Below are 19,944 nucleotides of genomic sequence, written 5' to 3'. Positions count from 1 at the left end.
AGTATAACAAAGACCCTGCACGTGATTTCTCACGTGCAGTGTCTGGTTTTCATATTATTTTTTTATGCGTCAGTTTTTACTGAGCTTTGATGTAAAGATCTTTAGAGTAGATCTTCTCTTCTGCGTTGTTAGACGCGAAACCACCAACTTTAGGTGATAGTAGACGAGAACGTACGTATTGGTAGATTGGAGCGATTGGCATATCTTCAGCCATCATCGCTTCAGCTTCTAGGTAGATCTTAGTACGCTCTTCTTCTGAAGTAGAGTTAAGCGCTTTTTCGATCAGAGCATCGTACTCTTTGCTGCCCCAGTGCTGACCACCAGTCGTGTTTGCACTAACCATTAGCGTTAGGAAAGAAGACGCTTCGTTGTAGTCACCACACCAACCAGCACGTGCAACTTCGAAGTCACCTTGGTCTTTAGTTGATAGGTAAGTCTTCCACTCTTGGTTCTCAAGAGTAACGTTTAGACCTAGAGACTTCTTCCACATAGAACCTAGAGCAACCGCAATTTTCTTGTGGTTTTCGTTAGTGTTGTATAGAAGAGTGAAGCTTAGTGGGTTGTCTTTACCGTAGCCTGCTTCCGCAAGTAGACGTGCTGCTTCTTCGTTACGCTCTTTCTGAGACATTGCACCGTAAGCTGGTTGCTCAGGGTTGAAGTTTGCTGTGATCTCAGGAGTTAGGAAGTACGCTGGCTTTTGGCCTTGACCAAGAATTGCGTTTGATACGATGTTACGGTCGATAGCGTAAGAGATCGCTTTACGTACACGTACATCATCAAATGGCTTCTTAGCTGTGTTGAAAGAGTAGTAGTAAGTACATAGGCTACCTTCCACAGAAACTGATTCTGGGTGCTCTTTCTTCAGACGTTTGAAGTGCTCAGTTGGAAGCGTTGAAGTGAAGTGAATCTCGCCAGATAGGAAGCGGTTCATTTCAGCTACAGCGTTCTCGATAGGTAGGAAAGTTACCTTGTTTAGAACTGTTTTGCCGTTGTCCCAGTATTGCTCGTTACGAGTAAGCTCTAGACGCTCGTTCACAACCCAGTTGTTTACAACGAATGCACCGTTACCAACAAAGTTTTCTGGCTTAGTCCACTGGTCGCCGTGCTTCTCAACAGTCGCTTTGTGTACTGGCTTCATTGTTGTGTGGCCAGTCATCATTACGAAGTAAGGAACAGCAGTTTCTAGTTCCACCACTAGAGTGTGGTCATCTAGTGCTTTAACACCTAGCTCAGACTTATCTTTTTTGCCTGCTACGATGTCTTTAGCGTTAACCATCTTGGTGTATTCCATGTACCAAGCGTATGGAGAAGCAGTTGCTGGATCAACAGCACGCTTAAAGCTGTATACGAAATCTTCCGCAGTTACAGGTTCGCCATTAGACCATTTCGCATCTTTGCGTAGGTGGAAGGTGAAAGTTTTGTTGTCTGTCGTTTCCCAAGAAGTCGCAACACCAGGGATAGTGTTACCGTCAGCATCTTGGTTCACTAGGCCTTCAAGAAGGTCACGAATTACGTGAGACTCTGGAACACCTTGAGATTTGTGTGGGTCGATAGTTGCAACTTCAGTACCGTTACCACGTACTAGCTCTTGCTTATCCGCAAGTTTAGTGCCAGCAGGAACGTCCGCAGCCAGTGTTGAAAAAGAAGTAGCAGAAACTGCTAGACCCGCACCAAGAAGTAGTGCTTGGGTAATTTTGTTCTTATACATGTAACAAACTCCAAGTTTTTTATGTAATTACATCCATGACGTCTTCACAAGTGCCTGAACGGTAGGCAATTTTAGAAAATTTTAGCGTATAAAACGTACGATATTTTCTAAACCTCAATGAAGATTAGGCGACACACTACCAACCTTCGAAGCAATTTGCCATAAAAATGTAGCAAAAAGTCGGATCATTTTACGCTTTTGCAAAATTAACAGCATAAAACACCAGAAATTTACCTAAAGGTTGAAAGATATGCGCTAGATCGGACCAGACAGCAAACCAATTGTCTTATTTGTTCTAATTACAGACAGAAAGGTGAATAAATATGCTGCCATAATGAAAAAAATTAACATTTCATATACTTCCGCTCTAACTGCGCCCAACAATATATCAATTGAGCGATCGATAAACGTGAGATACATCACCAAACCCCCACGTAGCACATGACTACCCGCTTTCCAGTTCAAAATTCTGACATTTAGTTTTTTATCGAGTCACTTAAACCTTTTTTGTAACGGGTACGCAGCACTAATTCCTTATCTATTAAGTGCTTTCAAAAGCTATGAACAAAATTTGAGCAATTAAATAAGCTCTCTAACACTGTTTGATGGGAACCGGGTTTGACAATTTTTGAGTTAAAGCCGAGTCCCCACGGATTGTTATCACTCAACCGATAACTCACTCAAAGGAATAAGAGAGATAAGATGAAACCTATATCGATGTGTCTACTGGCAGCAAGTGTGGCAATTGCCCTCCCCGCTGCCGCCTTACCAAGCGCCCCAAGCGTAGATGTTTACGGCTCAAACAATTTGCAGTTTTCAAAAATTGAGCTCGCTATGGAAACAACGTCTAGCTACGCCAATATGGTCAAATACCATGACCAAGCGTCAATAAACGTGAAATTTAACCAATGGAGCGGTGATTCTGGCGATACCTATAAAATCTACTTCGATGGTGTTGAGGTTGCCACAGGACCGATCACTGGCAGCCAAACTACGGCAAGCTTCAAGTATGGCCAAGGTGGCCGCTACCAAATGACGATTGAAGCCTGTGACGCTACAGGATGTAGCGTTAGTCAGCCCGCAGAAATCGTTATCGCAGATACAGACGGTAGCCATTTGGCCCCACTGACCATGAACATTGACCCTAACAACAAGAGCTACAACACGGACCCTAATACGGTTGTCGGCACTTACTTTGTTGAATGGGGCATATATGGACGTGACTATACGGTAGATAACATTCCTGCCGACAACCTAACTCATATCATCTATGGCTTTATCCCGGTGTGTGGCCCTAATGAGTCTCTAAAATCGGTCGGTGGAAATAGCTTTAACGCACTGCAAACTGCGTGTGCTGGTATGCAAGACTTCGAAGTTGTCATCCATGACCCTTGGGCCGCTTTCCAAAAAAGCTTCAAACAAGCGGGCCATGAATACAGCACCCCGATTAAGGGCAACTACGCCATGATGATGGCACTAAAGCAGCGCTACCCTGATCTAAAGATTGTACCTTCGATTGGTGGCTGGACACTTTCCGACCCATTCTACAGCTTTACCGACAAAGCCAATCGCGACGTTTTTGTGGCTTCAGTTAAAAAGTTCCTAAATACGTGGAAGTTCTATGATGGTGTAGATATCGACTGGGAATTCCCAGGCGGAGGCGGTGAAAATGCCAACCTGGGTGACCCAGTAAACGATGGCCCAGCCTACATCGCATTGATGCAAGAGCTGCGTGCCATGCTTGATGAACTAGAAGTCGCTAATGGCCGTACCTACGAGCTAACCTCAGCTATCGGTGTGGGTTGGGATAAACTAGAAGATGTTGACTATGCCAAAGCTGCCGCACACATGGACTATATATTCGCCATGACCTATGACTTCTATGGCGGTTGGAACAACGTACCAGGCCACCAAACCGCTTTGTACTGTGGTAACTTCATGCGCCCAGGTCAATGCGACGGCACGGGTGTCGATGAAAATGGCGAAGCATATAAAGGCCCAGCGTACACCTCGGATAATGCGATTCAAATCTTGCTAGCGCAAGGGGTTCCTGCCAACAAGCTAGTGCTCGGGGCTGCTATGTATGGTCGCGGATGGGATGGCGTTATGCCTTCAAGCCTGTCAGATCCAACAGACCCAATGACAGGAACAGGTTCAGGCAAACTCACTGGCAGTAAAGAGCAAGGGGTTTGGGAAGCTGGCGTTATCGACTACAAAGGCATTAAAGCACACATGCTAGGTGATAACTTCACAGGCATTAATGGCTTTGAGTATGGTTATGACGAACAGGCGGAAGCGCCTTATGTCTGGAACCGTACTGACGGTAAGCTAATCACCTTTGATGACCCACGCTCTGTAAAAGCCAAAGGGGCATACGTGCGCAATCTAGGATTAGCAGGCATGTTCTCTTGGGAAATTGATGCCGACAACGGCGACATCCTAAACGCTATGCATGAGGGTATGGCGAACGGTTCTGTACCAGTGAACCGAGCTCCTATCGCTCGTGCCGGTGCTGATCAACAAGTCGAACCGGGCGTATTAGTGACACTCGATGGCTCTCAATCATCCGATGCGGATGGTACTATTTCAGCCACAGATTGGACGCAGGTCTCAGGTCCAGCAGTTTCACTTACCAGCAGTGGTGCTCAAGTGAGCTTTACTGCTCCGCAGGTGGATGCGTTAACTTCACTAAGCTTCAAGCTCACTGTGACCGATAACCTTGGTGCCACCAGCAGTGACACAGTGATTGTCAACGTGAAACCTGCTGGCCAAACACCTGTAAACCAAGCACCTGTTGCAAAAGTGGTTGCGCCAGCAACAGCCGATGCGTTAACCACAGTGGTTATCGATGCCAGCAGTTCGACCGATGCAGATAGCGACCCATTGAGCTTTACTTGGCAAGTGCCTGCGGGCATCAATGCCACAGTGAACGGTGACAAAGTCTCTTTTGTTGCCCAAGAGTACACTCAAGATACTCCTCTATCATTTACCGTAACGGTGAGTGATGGTCAGGAAAGTACTTCTGCGACGGCAACCGTTGTAATCAACAAGAAAGCCTCTGGCGGCTCGACCTGTACCAATGAATGGGACAGCAACACGATTTACCTTAATGGTGATGTGGTCACTTGGGCAGGTAGCGAATACTCTGCGAAATGGTGGACCAAAGGTGAAGATCCATCTAAATCCGGTCAATGGGGTGTGTGGAGCTTAATCGGTCCTGCGACATGTAACTGATAACTTATCAATGCTAAAAAATAGAGGGATGGCTAATGCCATCCCTTTTATCTATTCCTTGATTAACAATACGTCCAATCGAACACATCTTTAAATCAGCTTAGTTATTCTCTTCCCAACGCTGCGCTGCTTGGGCATCAGAATCTCTTGATTCAACCCAACGAACAGACTCTGTCGTGCGCTCTTTTTTCCAAAATGGCGCTTTGGTCTTAAGGTAATCCATCATAAATTCACAGGCTTCAAAAGCTGCAAGGCGATGGGCACTAGAGACACCAACGAATACAATCTGATCGCCAATATCTAAATCGCCAACTCTATGGATCACTCGCACCTTGTCGATCGGCCAGCGCTGCTTGGCTTTCTCAACGATCTCAAGCAGTGATTTCTCCGTCATACCTGGGTAATGTTCCAGCGACAACCCAATCACGTTGTCCCCAAGGTTCATATCTCGAACCTTACCAACGAAGGTAACAACCGCCCCAGCAGATGAGCCTTGAGACAGGAACTCGTATTCTTCGGCAACAGAGAAATCTTCAAATTGAACGCTAACAGGTTCCATGGTTATCCCCCTGTAACTGGAGGGAAAAAGGCGACTTCATCACCTGCTTTGATCTCAGACTCAAGCGGGACCAAAGTTTGGTTAATTGCGACTAACGTTTTACCGGCTTCTAATGCTAGCGCCCACTTGTCACCTTTTTCGGCTAGATGAGCTCGCAAGTTTTCAGCACTGGTGAAACTGGCTTCAACTTCCAGTGAGTCCATACCGACCAGTTCACGGGTTTGAGCAAAGAAAAGGACTTTTATCATGACTCCACCTTAAAGTGACCTGATTTGCCACCGGTTTTCTCTAGCAAGCGAACTTGACCAATCACCATATCTTTTTGCACGGCTTTACACATGTCGTAAATAGTCAGTGCTGCCACAGACGCTGCGGTGAGTGCTTCCATCTCAACGCCCGTTTTTCCCGCCAGTTTACACAAAGATTCGATACGAACACGATTCAGCTCAGGCTGAGCTTCCAGCTGCACTTCAACTTTAGATAAAAGCAGTGGATGGCATAAGGGAATAAGGTCCCAAGTGCGCTTAGCGGCTTGAATACCTGCGATACGCGCCGTGGCAAACACATCCCCTTTGTGGTGGCTACCAGAAACTATCAGTTGCAAGGTTTCTGGGGCCATTTCTACAAACGCTTCTGCACGTGCTTCACGCACGGTTTCCGCTTTGGCAGAAACGTCCACCATGTTGGCTTCACCAGAAGCATTGATATGGGTAAATTCACTCATCGCATCGACACCTTAAACGCTTAGGTGCGGCATAAAGTTACATGGACGATGGCTGGCATCCATCTGCTGCTTGATGATTTTGGTCCACGCAGTACGACAAGCGCCTGTTGAACCCGGCATGGCAAAAATCACCGTATGGTTAGCGAAACCTGCAATCGCACGAGATTGAATGGTTGACGTACCGATCTCTTCATACGAAACCTGACGGAACAGCTCACCAAAGCCTTCAACCTGCTTATCAAAAAGAGGGACGAGAGCCTCTGGCGTACTGTCGCGTGAGGTAAAGCCTGTGCCACCCGTTAGCATAATAGCTTGAATCGACTCATCAGCGATCCATTGTGAGACAATCGCTCGGATCTTGTACTTGTCATCAATCACGATCGCTTTAGCGGCAAGATTATGACCTGCTTCCTGAAGCTGCTCGGCAAGGTAGCCGCCGGATGTGTCATTTTCTTCGGTTCGAGTATCTGAAACGGTTAGCACTGCAATATTTGCTGGGACGAATTTAGATTCGGCGTGACCCATGATTTCACCTTTAGACTGAATTTATTGATTTAGATGTTAGTGGCTTAACCACCGATTGAGGCCAGATGCGGCGTCATACCAGAATTTCCATCGTGCAGATAATGGCTGACTTCCTTGGTCTGCAAATGTTGGTTAATTCTGGCAACTAATGCTTGTTGCTGATCATCTTGTTGAAGCAAATCACGTAACTCAACCCCATGCTCGCCAAACAAACATAGATGCAGCTTGCCCATGGCAGAGACTCGTAGTCGGTTACAAGTTTCACAGAAGTGTTTTGCATACGGCATGATCAAGCCAATCTCACCCTGATAATCGGGATGATAATAAACAACCGCAGGCCCATCATTAATGGCTTTCTCTTTAAGAAGCCAACCATTGGCTATCAGGATGTTTTGGATCCCGACACCCGATTGGTGATGTTTTCGAAACAGGCTGTCCATTTCCCCGGTTTCCATCAGCTCAATAAATCTAAGCTGAATTGGGCGATGCTTGATCCAATTTAAAAAGGCAGGCAACTGGGTGCTATTGAGATCCTTGAGCAATACAGCGTTAACTTTGACTTGCTCAAACCCAGCCTCAAACGCTTTATCGATACCTTCCATTACCTCAGAGAACTTATTTTCGCCGGTAATTTGATGGAACATATGTGGGTCCAAACTATCCACACTAACATTGATACCGTTTAGGCCTGCCCGTCGCCACTCAGCAACGTTTTTTGCCATACGATAACCATTAGTGGTGGTCACCACCTTATCGATGCCATCAGTATTGGCAATGGTTTCAATGATCTGGGTAAAGTCTTTGCGTAGACTTGGCTCACCACCAGTAATACGAACCTTACTGGTGCCACAAAGTGCAAACGTATCAACGACACGTTTGATCTCTTCTAAGCTTAAAAAAGACGAGTTTTTGCGCCCGTTAGGACGATACCCATCAGGCAAGCAATATGTGCATTTAAAGTTACAGACATCTGTAACGGACAAGCGCAAGTAATGAAACTTGCGTTGGAATCTATCTTCGAATTGAATCGCCACGGAACACCTTTCCAAACACGGGAGGCTTACCCATTTCCAAGTAAACCCTTGTGACAACCTGTCACTGGCTTCCATCACTTATCCTAAGACTTAGTGAACGAAGCTCGGAGTTATGGCAGTCCCCACTAGTATCACCAGCGAGGATGCGTTCTTATAAAAATACTCAATTCTCCCTACTCTTGCTACTGATAAAGCAAAAAATGATGCTTTGATCGTCTCGGGCGACTATTTTCTAATCATTTATGGGCGAACCAAGGGGAATTTTGACTCCCCATTACCACAGTAACTTGCATGCTCGCTACCAATATCAACTTCTGTGACAATTTCCCTCGCCACACATGAAGGTTTGGGATAATTTGAGCGGCGAGATAACCATAATAATGACGAAAACAATGACAACGCTATATAACAACAAAAAAGTGGTCGCCATCGGTGGTGGTCATGGGCTAGGTCGTATGCTGGCCGCACTAAAAGATTTTGGTTCCAATGCAACAGGCATCGTTGCTACCACAGATAATGGCGGCTCTACTGGGCGGATCCGCAGTTGCCAAGGAGGAATTGCTTGGGGCGATACTCGCAACTGCATCAACCAGTTAATCACCGAACCATCCATTGGATCGATGATGTTTGAGTATCGTTTTAAAGGCGATGGTGAGCTCAACAACCACAACCTTGGCAACCTCATGCTAACGGCGCTTGATAACTTATCCGTCAGGCCACTGGATGCGATCAACTTGATCCGAGATATGCTTAAAGTCGAAGTGAACATCGTACCGATGTCGGAATACCCAGCAGATCTGACCGCTTTGTCGGAAGAAGGTGAATGGGTACGTGGCGAAACCAATGTGGATGAAATGGAGCAAGACCTGCAAAGACTGTACGTTGAGCCTGAAGTTCCTGCGACTAAAGAGGCCATTGAAGCGATTGCACAGGCCGATGCAATCATTTTAGGACCCGGCAGCTTTCTGACCAGTATTATGCCGCCGATACTCCTCCCTGCAATGGGCAAAGCAATTGCAGCCAACACCAAGGCTAAAGTGGTGTTCATAAACAACCTGTCACCAGAGTATGGCCCTGCTGGTCGTATGTCATTAGATGAGAAGCTGCGCTGGTGCCAACGTGCTTGCCAAGGCAGAAAAATTGATGTGCTGTTAAGCGAAGATGCAGTCGAACCAATGGAGGCGGTAGAGGAAATAGTTCAAACCAGTCTTGCCTCTGTCAATCACGATTGGCGTCACGACAGAGACAAGTTACAGCTAGCGATAGAAAATTTATTGCGATAGTTTCAAATACTCTTCGCGGGTGGTGTTGAGGTACTCAATCATTGTTTGTCGATTCTCATTAGTACTGATCACCTCCCCTGTTTTGTACCTTGCATCCAAGTTAGTCGCAAAGTCACAAAGCTGCTCAGCGCCGAAACTGGCTGCACTACTTTTTAGCGAATGACTGATAGATTTCAACTGATCTTCCGCTTGTAACTGCTCACTTGGGGCGTTGGCTAAAGCTTCTGCGTAATCCATTAGCTCACCGATAAAGATGTTAAACAACATGGGTAGATTTTCTTCACCAATGTCGTTTGCCAGCTCACTGATCCTGTCGGTGTTGACAACTCTTGTCATCGTTGGTCCTCTAGTTATTCTTCTTGTGACAGTTTTGTTAGTTACTAGTTATTTACTTGCTTAACTTAACGGCTCGTAAGCCAATTGTCTAGATTCCGTCAATCGTACCGATTACTTGATGGTTTCAACTTCTTTCCAGCTTTGAAGCTTACGATATAAGGTCGAAGGGCTGACCTCTAAATATCCAGCAGCACGGGGAATATTTCCTTCACACAAGTCGATGGCCTGCTCTATCGCTTGCTTTTCGGTGATCCAAAGTGGACGGATGTCTTCTACTCCAAGTGTAGTAGAAATTTCACCGCTTGAAGCCATTGTTGCGGCCGAGGCACTCGGTAAATTAAGCGGTGGCGGCAACATTTCCATGCTGATCTCGCTGCCTTGATTTAGGACTACCACATTTCGTAGCACGTTCTGTAGCTGACGAACGTTACCCGGCCACTCGTAATTCACAAATCGAGCAATAACGTCTGGTGCGAAGCGAGCAAAACCTTTTCCTTCTTCATTCGACATAAAACCGAGCAAAGAATAAGCAATCTCTACCACATCTTCACCACGTTCTCTTAACGGTGGAAGATGCAATGGAATTACGTACAGTCTGTAGTACAAATCTTCTCTAAAACGGCCTTCTTGCACTTCTTTCCACGGATCACGGTTGGTTGCGCAGACAAATCTCACGTCTACACTCTTCATTTTTGAAGAGCCTACTTTTTGAAACGTACCGGTTTGAATAAATCGAAGAAGTTTCGTTTGCAGGTCAAGATCCATTTCGCAAAGCTCATCTAGGAACAAGGTTCCTCCATTAGCAAGCTCTGCTGCGCCCTGTCTATCGGTAGATGCCCCGGTAAACGCACCTTTCACGTGGCCGAACAGTTCACTTTCAATCAGATCTTTGGGGATAGCTGCACAGTTAATTGCGATAAACGGCTTGTCACCACGCTTACTCGCTGCGTGAATTGCTTCAGCACAAACTTCTTTACCCGTACCACTTTCACCGGTAATAAATACCGACGCCTTACTTGGTGCTGCCGAGTCAATAGTGCGATAAACGGCTTGCATGGTTTGGCTACTACCGATAAAGCCTTGATAGTTGTTACTGCCTGGTTCGTCAGCGAGTAGTTTCAGTTTGCCTGCTTTGCGGATACCGTTGTTAACAGTGACACGAAGGCGGTCAGCCTCACACGGCTTGATCAAGAAATCCTGTGCACCTTTACGCATTGCTTCAACGGCGGTATCAATCGAACCGTGTGCCGTCATAAAGATCACTGGTACATCAGGATATTTGCGTTTCACCGATTCAAGTACGTCCATACCTGTCATATCAGGCAGTCGCAAATCGAGCAGGATAAGGTCAGGAATGCGTTTGTCTAGGCTGGCAATAGCGTCTTCACCAGTACCTACGATCTTGATATCGATACCGAGTGGCATCAGGTAAGATCGGTACAGTGCTGCGACAGAAGCGGTATCTTCAACCATCAGAAGATACTTAGTCCTTGGAGATAAGTTATTGTTTTGCATTTCCTAGCCGTTGCATATTAATAATTGTTTTGCATTATGATTTGCATTTTGCAATTCAATGATAGTCTTTTTAGCTAAAAAAGCAAAGCCAGTCGCATATTTTCGGCAATTTTATATTGGCATGCTAAATGCATTACTTATATCGACCCACATGGGTCACCTAGCCAACTGACGTTGTTAGTGAACAAAGTATTCACAAAATGAAGCCAACGAGACTCGATTTCTTGTTGGCTATTTTTTTGCCTGTTTATACCAGATGGGAGCGCACTGCCCCCTAACTGTTAACAATGAATTGCGATTTTAGCTTTTCTATCTCATCACGTTTTGCTGCGGCAAGCTCAAACTCTAGGTCTTGAGCGTGCTTGTACATCTCATTCTCAAGCTTAGTAATTAGCTTCTCTAGCTCCTGTGGTGTTAGCACTTGATAAGTATTGGACTCTTCCGCCACTTTTGCCAACGGTACTTGCTTGTTGGTGCCACGTTTTGCCTTGGCCTTGGTAATATCTCCCAATTCCATGATGTCTTTTACACTGGTTTGCAGTGCTTGAGGCTCCATACCTTGCTCTAGGTTATACGCTTGCTGCTTGTCGCGACGTCGATTGGTTTCATCCATCGCTTTCTTCATCGATTTAGTGATCGAATCAGCATACAAGATAGCTTTACCGTTCAGGTTACGAGCCGCACGACCAATGGTCTGGATCAACGAGCGTTCAGAGCGCAAGAAACCTTCTTTATCCGCATCTAAGATTGCCACCAGCGACACTTCTGGCATGTCCAAACCTTCTCGCAACAAGTTGATACCGACCAGTACATCAAACTCACCCAAACGCAGGTCGCGGATGATTTCAACACGCTCAACGGTGTCGATGTCTGAATGCAAGTAACGAACTTTCACACCATGTTCATGCAAATATTCGGTCAAGTCCTCAGCCATACGCTTAGTCAACGTCGTCACCAACACTCGCTCATTAATTTCTGAACGTTTGCGCACTTCAGATAACAAATCATCAACTTGTGTTGCGACCGGACGAACCTCAAGTTCAGGGTCAAGCAAGCCGGTAGGACGTACTACCTGATCAGCAATTTCCCCGTCAGATTTTTCCAGCTCATAGTTGCCCGGTGTAGCTGATACAAAAATCGTCTGCGGTGCAATTGACTCGAACTCTTCAAATTTCATTGGGCGGTTGTCGAGCGCAGAAGGTAAGCGGAAACCGTATTCCACGAGGGTTTCCTTACGAGAGCGGTCACCTTTATACATAGCGCCAATCTGTGGCACCGTCACGTGTGATTCATCGATCACCAATAAGCCATCCGGCGGCAGGTAATCAAATAGTGTCGGAGGCGGTTCACCTTCCAAACGGCCACTCAAGAATCTTGAGTAGTTTTCGATACCTGAGCAGAAACCCAGCTCGTTCATCATCTCGATATCAAATTGAGTACGTTGGGAAATGCGCTGCTCTTCTAGCAGTTTGTTGTTCTCTAGCAAGTACTTTTTGCGTTGCTCTAACTCAACTTTAATTTGCTCAATGGCTTCGAGCATCCGGTCACGAGGGGTAACGTAGTGCGTTTTAGGGTAAACGGTGTAGCGCGCCAAGTCTTTCTGTTTCACTACCCCAGTAAGTGGGTCAAACAGACTGATGCATTCTATCTCGTCGTCGAACATCTCGATACGCACAGCATCTTGTTCTGACTCGGCAGGGAAGATATCAATCACTTCACCACGCACTCGGAACTGACCACGCTCGAAGGCCACGTCATTACGGCTGTACTGTAGCTCGGCCAGTCGACGCAAAATATCTCGTTGGTCCATCATATCGCCACGACGGACATGCAACATCATCTTCAAATAGGACTCAGGATCACCTAGACCATAAATTGCCGAAACCGAGGCGACGATGATGGCATCTTTGCGCTCAAGCAACGCTTTGGTGGCGGATAAGCGCATTTGCTCAATATGTGCATTCACAGAGGAATCTTTTTCGATAAAAGTATCAGTGGTTGGCACATAAGCTTCTGGTTGGTAGTAATCATAGTAAGAAACAAAATACTCAACCGCATTGTTGGGGAAAAATGCTTTCATCTCACCATAAAGCTGCGCCGCCAGTGTCTTATTAGGCGCAAGCAAAATCGTCGGCCTTTCGGCAGAAGCGATCACATTCGCAAGGGTAAAGGTTTTACCCGACCCAGTAACACCCAACAAGGTTTGGTGTGCCAATCCAGAATCAAGTCCATCGATCAGCTGTGCTATTGCGGTGGGTTGATCCCCAGAAGGTTGATATTTGGAAACCAAATCGAAAGTTTTGGCCATGTCAGTATCCTACTTTGACTCAATCTTATTATTGTCACGTGAGCGGTATGTATGGTCAACCAAGCAATCAAAAAATATCTGTCTAATTTTTAGCTTGTTTGATTTATTGAGTGGATCTGTACCGCTGTTTCTGGTATTGTTCTTTGCCCTGCTAGAGATCCCCCTCTAAAAACGCAACAAAATAATCCACTAGTTTTCCCCAGAACAGTTCTTTAATTGACTTTTTAGTTACTTTATTCACATTTTCACTTTCAACACTACGCCCTGAAAAAACCTGTGGGAACAAGACCTTTGCCAGCATTTTATAAATTAAAATTTATTTGAGTTCTGCTGCAATTTGAGTTGTTAAGCATTCTTCAACATAGTTATCCACAATTTTGGTGGATAAGTTTTGCTAGCCCAGACAGAGCAAGGCTTAGCGGCAAGTAAAGAATTCATTCAAAATAATTTTTAGTAAAAAGTCATCGATTTTGGGTTGACATAGCAAGGGGCTTTTCTTAACATTCGCAGCACTTATTCCCCCTTAGTTCAGTTGGTAGAACGGCGGACTGTTAATCCGTATGTCGCAGGTTCGAGTCCCGCAGGGGGAGCCAGATTTAAAAAACCGCAACTCACTCAGTTGCGGTTTTTGCGTTTTAAGACTCTGTGAACGATAGATATGTCACAGCCGGATGGCCGGCCCGTACGAGTCCCGCAGGGGGAGCCAAATTATAAATGATCCCCTAGGGCGTAATGCCAGTCAGTTTAGCTGACTGGCATTTTTGTATTTCGTTGATTTCACTCACCTTCGATATGAGCTATCTTCACGTCTAGAGGGAAGCTGAAAGTACCTCATTTTTTCCAACGGACTTCATAGTATTTGGTTATGTTGCTAGGGCTGGTCAGTGGAAGTCTTACGAAGAACTGTGTAATTACCAATGAACAACTGGTAAAGCTTAGGTGATTTAGCCAAACACTATCTAGCTTCTTCACTGCCAAAGTCATTCCCACTCGTATCAGGTTACAATAGAGTAATGTTCCCCATAGCTCTTGCTCTATCATGTTAGGCTTCTTACTTCTGAGCGTATACTAGCAGCTCAAGAGCGGCGGCTTCATCTCTCAATACCCTAGTCCTATTTCCTAGCTGTAATGATATAACTCAGCGAGTTCTTCTCCAGGAAAACGCATCTCATCAGCCATTGAGGTGAATATTCGATATTTCCAAATAAACAACAGGTACGCTAATTCAAATTTAAAATACTGTGATAGGCGTAGAGTCCGGCTCCATAACCTTGGACATCATCATACCGTGTTGAAACAATACTTTCTAACTGGCATTCTTAGTGAAACTTGTTACTATTCATAACCTTAGAGCATTGCACTACTTTCATAATTGCCAAAAAACTAATAAAACCTTCATTTTTTACTCTGTAGCTATTAGCTACAAAAGATTGTTGCTTTTTATCGTAAGTAACTTTCAAATTACAATTTACTAAAGGTATTCAATTTGTATGGACATGAATGAATATTCAACGTTGTGGCGCAACGAAGACTTTTCTTGGATAGAGCTCTTGAGCGCTAGATATTTGCGTTTTGAATTCAAAAAACATTGGCACGAGGAATTAGCTATAGGGGTAATCACTGATGGTGTTGAAGGTATTCACTTTAACGGTGAAAAGCACCTATTACCGAAACAATCCATTATCGCTATTAACCCAGCGGAGATACATACCGGATTTCCAGCATCAGAGTGTGGTTGGCAGTATAGAATGTTCTATTTGGAGACAAAAGCTCTACAAACTTATATGCGGCAATTCGATTTAGCTGTTGAGCCTTGTATTAGTCAACCAATTATTAGTAACTCACGGTTGTATTCCAATTTATTACAACTGCACCTAGCCTTCGAACAACATAGCTTAGATATCACTAAAGAAAGTCTGTTGATCCACTCTTTGATCGGCTTATTTTCTCAGTATGGAGTTACTCAAGCACCATCTAGATTAGTAACAAAGGAACGGAAGCAAGCAAGAAAATTACTTGATTACATGCTAAATAACTGGAGCCAAAACATCACTCTTCAAGACTTAGCACACCTGTGTAGCCTCGATAAGTATCAGGTCATAAGGGTATTTAAACAGAACTTCAACATAACGCCTCATCAGTTTTTATTACAAAAAAAAACCATCATGGCGAAATGCTACCTGTCACAAGGTAAGGATATCGCCACGGTGGCTTTCAACTGTGGGTTTTATGACCAAAGCCACTTAACACGAAATTTTAAGCTAGCCTTTGGTGTTACTCCCAGACAGTACCAGAGTCAAACACTGAGTATTCAAGTGCAACTTTAAGCGTAACTAAAGATAACATGCACTTTCGGTGAAAAATCAGACTAAATCAGTCAACAGTATTTTAAGACCAATGCCAATAATCAATACAGCACCCAATTTTGACACTGCTTGCGAAGACAATTGATTTAAACTAGAGCTGACTACTTTCCCAGACAACACCCATAAACTATTGAGAGTAAGGCCACAAACTAGTGTTAGTAGGCATATAGTTGTCGCCTGTAACGAGATTGAAAAGGTGGTCACTACACTAACAGCAATCATCCAAATTTTGGGGTTGACTATTTGCAAAATTGCCATCAATAGCGGCGATACCATTTTAACTTCGCTACCCTCAGCACAAGTCTTAGGCCATGAAGCAATACCAATGTAAATCAGAGCTATAGCTCCTATACTGGAAAGCAAATTAGCATGTACCATAATCTGCTCTTGCATACTGCTTGCACCAAGAGTTGATAACGCTATAACACTTACCACGCCAAAATTAATAGCCAGCAATAATGGTAATGTCTGCATATAACCACGCTGGAGCCCCGATACTGCCAATAAGGTATTATTTGGACCAGGTGTGCCAATAATCGACACCAACAATAATAAAAGAGAAATTATTTCAGCTCTCATATCACTCTATTTCCACCAGCTCATGCGTTGCTGAGGTACCTAGAGTATTACTAGCAACCTGATTTATAATCGCCATCGCACGCAATGAAGCTAAACTCAGCGAACCAGCATCTCCCATACCATGAACATTTTCGCTCAGCCCATTCATAAAAATCTTGCAGGCTGCTTCAACTGCATTTGTCCCAGTTGGTCCAGTAAAATGCAACTTGTACTCTAATTTGCGCGGTCGCAGAATAATATTGTTAAAATCTGTTAAAAACTGAGACTTGGCAGAAGAATGAAAATCCATTGTCATCGCAACACCATCTGCTTGAATATATTCTGAGAGCGCAGATTGTAGCGGAGGGGGGTTGTGGCCAAAATTCAAACTGCCACATCCCATCAAGAAATCAATATAGCAGGTGCCATCAACAGTAGTAACTTTAGATGCCTTAGCTGTATCCAACTCCAATGGAAAATGCCGACAATAGCTTCTAACTCCGGACTCAAGCTTTTGATATATAGTCATAATTTACCCGAAAGTACTTGTAAGGAGTGACAGAATACATTCAGCCAAAATTTAATATAGGATGAAATTGAGAGCGACTGTTAACAAATCTAAACTCTCCAGTTAAAGGGTCTCACCCTACCTTTAACCGACATGGCTGAATCGATGAACCACTTGTGATTAAAAGAACTGTCCGCTCGGATAAGGTAGCTTGAAATGGAATTAAAATGTGTGATTCAGGAGTGTGACATCTTTAAGGAAGCCACCGTATTTTTCGTCAGTGGATCACAAGTTCTCATTCATTGAATCTAGATTTGATAAACCACCTACATGTCCAATACAGTCAATTCTTAGTATCCATCGCAGTAGCTTTTATTCATGGCTAAACAGCCGAAATTAGTCTGAAAGAACCGCTGCAGTAACTAAGCACTCTTGGTTTAAAAGTGCTTGTAGCACCTACAAGGCTTTAAGTTATCTATGGAGCTAAGGTGCGACATACAACAAATACAGAGTCACTCGCCTGATGCGGAATGTGGGAAGACTGATAAATCAAATTGAATATAAAAAGCACATCACCGGATACCGAGCGTGCGTCATACGAGAAACGGTCAGACTCACTCGGTAGCAGAAAAATCTGGCCTATTTGAGACATAGCTCAAATCATCTTCTTGTAGACTCCCCCCAAATAAAAACAAAGGTCATGAACGCTCCCGCTTCCTCTAAACCAAGGCAGTATCGAGAAACTTACAAGACTGTGACCAATTTTAGTTGACCACTACAATCGACCGACTAGTTCAGGGTCCTATAAAAGTAAAGCGATTAACTTTAACTACATTTAGTTAAGCTTAGCGGGGGCACATAGGACTCAAGGTAAATATCTTTCTGTATGGATTAGCCCCTATAGGGAAAGCCATATCTAATCTCCAAACTTTACTTAACTTTATCGAGCCTCAGCAACACTGCACTCTCAGAGTCCAGAATTGGCATAGTCAAGCCAACCTTCTCACACCACTCTCCAGACAACACGCAGTTATCCTCACTCACCCATTGTGGCTGAGTGGCAACAATCGAGTCTAAATCTTGGGGCTTATCCAACACGCTTACTCGGTACTCTGAATTAGGGTCTAGGCCTGCGATTCTTAGGTGACCACTGGTGGCATAGATTGGCATAGCAAGCTGGGCAATCATGACGACTGCCTGTGACTTATCCTTGGCGACCACTGCAAGAGCCTGCTGTGCGTCATCATCGGTTGGCAAGCGCCAGCTGGTGCCACTATGCAGCAAAGGGCGCAAGGATTTATGTAGCTCTACGTAACGCTCAAAGCCCTGCTTCTCTTGGTCGGATTCCTTAACCGGGTCTAACTCCAAGCCCATATGACCGAATAGTGCCGTAATGCCCCGAAAGTTAATCGTGTGCTTGCGTCGGGTCGAGTGGCAGTGGCTGGCACCAATATGGCTACCCATCACCTCAGACGGGAAGAAATAACTCATCCCCTTCTGAATCGTTTGACGCTCCAAAGCATCATTGTTATCAGATGCCCAAAAACGGTGAGTTCGCTTTAAGACTTCAAAGTCGATCCGACCACCACCTGCGGCGCACGACTCAATCTCAACATTTGGGTGCTTGCTTCTCACCTTATCCACCAACGCATAATAGCGCTTAACCTGCCCATAGCCTGCGGCTTGTCCATTATGTGCTGGCTGCACAATCTCTCGGTTCATATCCCATTTGATATAGGCAATATTGTACTGACTAAGAAAGTGATCAAGGCGCTCCAACAGATAGTCAAAGGCGTCCTGATTTTGTAGGTCAATGGCATACTGATTGCGTCCCTTAGGTTGATCATAACCCTCAACACCTAATACCCACTCAGGATGCTGACGAAACAGGTCAGAGTCAGGGTTGATCATCTCTGGCTCAAACCAGAGACCAAACTCCATGCCGAGCTGATTTACGTGCTCAATAATGGGCTCTAGGCCATTCGGATATTTATCTTGATCTAGGAACCAATCCCCTAGCGCTGCGTTGTCACCATTGCGTTTTTTAAACCAGCCATCATCAATAATAAATCGCTCCACGCCCATATCTGCAGCTTGGCTTGCCATCGACAGAATGTAATCTGGGTCATGGTCAAAATAGATCCCCTCCCAGGTATTGAGATGAATAGGGCGAGGTTTGGAAGAGATCTCAGGCGCCAGGATTGACTGACGTACATGAGAATGGAATTGCTGGCTCATGCCATTCAGGCCAGTATCGCTATAGCTTGCGTAGAGCCAAGGGGTCGTAATGCTCTGCTCTTGCTGTAGAACAATCTCTCCCGGTAGGTAAAGTGCCTCAGCCTGTAGCTGGCGGCGGCCATCGGTTTTAACATCCACACGCATTCGATGGTTGCCACTCCAAGCAAAGTGGAACCCCCAAACCTCTCCATGAAGCTCATCAAAGTGATTGGTGCCTGCCACAAGCGCTGGATAATGTTCATGAGAGGTACGTCCACGGCGGTTTTCCTGCTGATAGCCACCATGACTTATTGGCTGGCGCTGGGTCTGAAACTCGTGCACCCAACGGCCATAGTAGGTCATCAGCTCCTTGGTTCTTGCAGGTAGCGGCAGCGTATTGGCAAAGCGATGCACATGATATTGCTCTGGCTTGGTATTGGTCAGGGTCTGACGCATCATCAATACATCATTGCTGTCTAACCTAAGCTCAGCGTATAAACGAAGGCCTGCTTGCTCATCAACGCTGTCGATAAGAATGCTGTTATCACCCTGCAGCATATTCTCGATGCTAAATACTGGCGCCCAGTCCTGTCCTTGCCTATCCCCTTCCAACGCTGGGCTACTGAATAGGCCTCGTCCTAACTCGGGGTGAAGGGTAAGAGCCACATCCTTATCAAGGCGACCATAAGGCACAGGGCGATACAGGGATTGGCGGTAGCTCTCTAGGTCACCGCTCACTGGCTGGCCCCAATGGAGGATCTCGGCATACTCGCCAAGCTCAAGGATCAACTGGCTATTTGTCCCAATCAGGGTAAAGAGATTTGTTTGTGGCATTGTCTGATTGTCCATAATCACTTTGGTTTCCGCCATCATACTGATACACGTTCAATTTACTGTGAGCTCACCATCAACTAATTGGAAACGTTTACACAAAGGGCGTAAAATGTTAGGTGAGGATCTTTAATGACCGATCAAGATCACATCCTAATCGATGAAAACTGGGTGATTAGGTAAAATGCCACCTTCATCATGTAAACGTTTCCAATCATTCTCTACACTTGCTGCCATC

General features: G+C 45.1%; 16 protein-coding genes, 1 tRNA gene and 1 riboswitch. Of the genes, 4 read left to right on the top strand and 13 right to left on the bottom strand.

Going from position 1 to position 19,944, the window contains the following annotated elements; all coding sequences use genetic code 11:
• Nucleotides 1-76: 76 nt before the first annotated feature.
• Nucleotides 77-1,708, bottom strand: coding sequence for an ABC transporter substrate-binding protein (locus J4N39_RS04680; RefSeq protein ID WP_252022419.1), 1,632 nt, complete (start codon nt 1,706-1,708; stop codon nt 77-79).
• Nucleotides 1,709-2,410: 702 nt separating this feature from the next.
• On the opposite strand from J4N39_RS04680, the gene J4N39_RS04675 reads away from it, so the two are divergent.
• Nucleotides 2,411-4,942 carry a glycosyl hydrolase family 18 protein gene (locus J4N39_RS04675; protein WP_252022417.1) on the top strand — a complete coding sequence of 844 codons (2,532 nt, stop codon included), beginning with the start codon at nt 2,411-2,413 and terminating at the stop codon, nt 4,940-4,942.
• A gap of 100 nt (nt 4,943-5,042) precedes the next feature.
• On the opposite strand, the gene moaE is transcribed toward J4N39_RS04675, so the two are convergent.
• From moaE to moaA, 5 genes are all read right to left on the bottom strand, one after another.
• On the bottom strand, nt 5,043-5,501 hold the full coding sequence (gene moaE, locus J4N39_RS04670) for a molybdopterin synthase catalytic subunit MoaE (protein ID WP_252022415.1): 459 nt from the start codon (nt 5,499-5,501) through the stop codon (nt 5,043-5,045).
• Between the two features lie 2 nt (nt 5,502-5,503).
• Complete coding sequence (gene moaD / locus J4N39_RS04665) at nt 5,504-5,749, bottom strand: molybdopterin synthase sulfur carrier subunit (protein WP_252022414.1); 246 nt, start codon at nt 5,747-5,749, stop codon at nt 5,504-5,506.
• Nucleotides 5,746-6,225, bottom strand: coding sequence for a cyclic pyranopterin monophosphate synthase MoaC (moaC, locus tag J4N39_RS04660; protein WP_252022412.1), 480 nt, complete (start codon nt 6,223-6,225; stop codon nt 5,746-5,748). Before moaC ends, moaD begins: the two co-directional genes overlap by 4 nt.
• Before the next feature lie 12 nt (nt 6,226-6,237).
• Nucleotides 6,238-6,750: a molybdenum cofactor biosynthesis protein B gene (moaB, locus tag J4N39_RS04655; protein WP_252022410.1), complete on the bottom strand. Its 513-nt coding sequence runs from the start codon at nt 6,748-6,750 to the stop codon at nt 6,238-6,240.
• A 44-nt stretch (nt 6,751-6,794) separates the two neighbouring features.
• A complete protein-coding gene (moaA, locus tag J4N39_RS04650; RefSeq protein ID WP_252022408.1) occupies nt 6,795-7,784 on the bottom strand; it encodes a GTP 3',8-cyclase MoaA in 990 nt (329 codons plus the stop codon).
• A riboswitch (molybdenum cofactor riboswitch) is annotated at nt 7,773-7,905 on the bottom strand. Its footprint overlaps the gene before it by 12 nt.
• Nucleotides 7,906-8,176: 271 nt before the next feature.
• Between moaA and J4N39_RS04645 the strand changes: the two genes are divergently transcribed.
• On the top strand, nt 8,177-9,067 hold the full coding sequence (locus tag J4N39_RS04645; protein ID WP_252022406.1) for a YvcK family protein: 891 nt from the start codon (nt 8,177-8,179) through the stop codon (nt 9,065-9,067).
• Here J4N39_RS04645 and J4N39_RS04640 read toward each other — a convergent pair.
• The 3 genes from J4N39_RS04640 to uvrB form a co-directional block, all read right to left on the bottom strand.
• The gene (locus J4N39_RS04640; RefSeq protein WP_252022405.1) at nt 9,056-9,403 is read right to left on the bottom strand and encodes an Hpt domain-containing protein; all 348 of its coding nucleotides are present in this window, start codon (nt 9,401-9,403) and stop codon (nt 9,056-9,058) included. The genes J4N39_RS04645 and J4N39_RS04640 overlap by 12 nt on opposite strands.
• 111 nt (nt 9,404-9,514) lie before the next feature.
• Complete coding sequence (gene luxO / locus J4N39_RS04635; RefSeq protein WP_252022403.1) at nt 9,515-10,918, bottom strand: quorum-sensing sigma-54 dependent transcriptional regulator LuxO; 1,404 nt, start codon at nt 10,916-10,918, stop codon at nt 9,515-9,517.
• Between the two features lie 274 nt (nt 10,919-11,192).
• Entirely contained in the window at nt 11,193-13,226 is a 2,034-nt protein-coding gene (uvrB, locus tag J4N39_RS04630) for an excinuclease ABC subunit UvrB (RefSeq protein ID WP_252022401.1), read from the bottom strand.
• A gap of 517 nt (nt 13,227-13,743) precedes the next feature.
• Between uvrB and J4N39_RS04625 the strand changes: the two genes are divergently transcribed.
• Nucleotides 13,744-13,819: transfer RNA gene (locus J4N39_RS04625), tRNA-Asn, on the top strand.
• A gap of 897 nt (nt 13,820-14,716) precedes the next feature.
• Entirely contained in the window at nt 14,717-15,553 is an 837-nt protein-coding gene (locus J4N39_RS04620; RefSeq protein WP_252022400.1) for an AraC family transcriptional regulator, read from the top strand.
• Between the two features lie 36 nt (nt 15,554-15,589).
• Here J4N39_RS04620 and J4N39_RS04615 read toward each other — a convergent pair whose 3' ends face one another.
• From J4N39_RS04615 to J4N39_RS04600, 4 genes are all read right to left on the bottom strand, one after another.
• On the bottom strand, nt 15,590-16,171 hold the full coding sequence (locus J4N39_RS04615) for a LysE family translocator (protein WP_252022398.1): 582 nt from the start codon (nt 16,169-16,171) through the stop codon (nt 15,590-15,592).
• Nucleotide 16,172: 1 nt separating this feature from the next.
• Nucleotides 16,173-16,679, bottom strand: a complete 507-nt coding sequence (locus tag J4N39_RS04610; RefSeq protein WP_252022397.1) for an aminotransferase class III-fold pyridoxal phosphate-dependent enzyme — start codon at nt 16,677-16,679, stop codon at nt 16,173-16,175.
• A 454-nt stretch (nt 16,680-17,133) separates the two neighbouring features.
• Nucleotides 17,134-17,310, bottom strand: a complete 177-nt coding sequence (locus J4N39_RS04605) for a hypothetical protein (protein WP_252022395.1) — start codon at nt 17,308-17,310, stop codon at nt 17,134-17,136.
• Between the two features lie 278 nt (nt 17,311-17,588).
• Entirely contained in the window at nt 17,589-19,709 is a 2,121-nt protein-coding gene (locus tag J4N39_RS04600) for an alpha-galactosidase (protein WP_252022393.1), read from the bottom strand.
• Between the last annotated feature and the right edge of the window lie 235 nt (nt 19,710-19,944).

The sequence above is a fragment of the Vibrio sp. SCSIO 43136 genome (assembly GCF_023716565.1).
In the GTDB taxonomy this organism is placed as follows: Bacteria; Pseudomonadota; Gammaproteobacteria; order Enterobacterales; family Vibrionaceae; genus Vibrio.
This window is presented reverse-complemented; position numbering and strand designations above follow the sequence as displayed.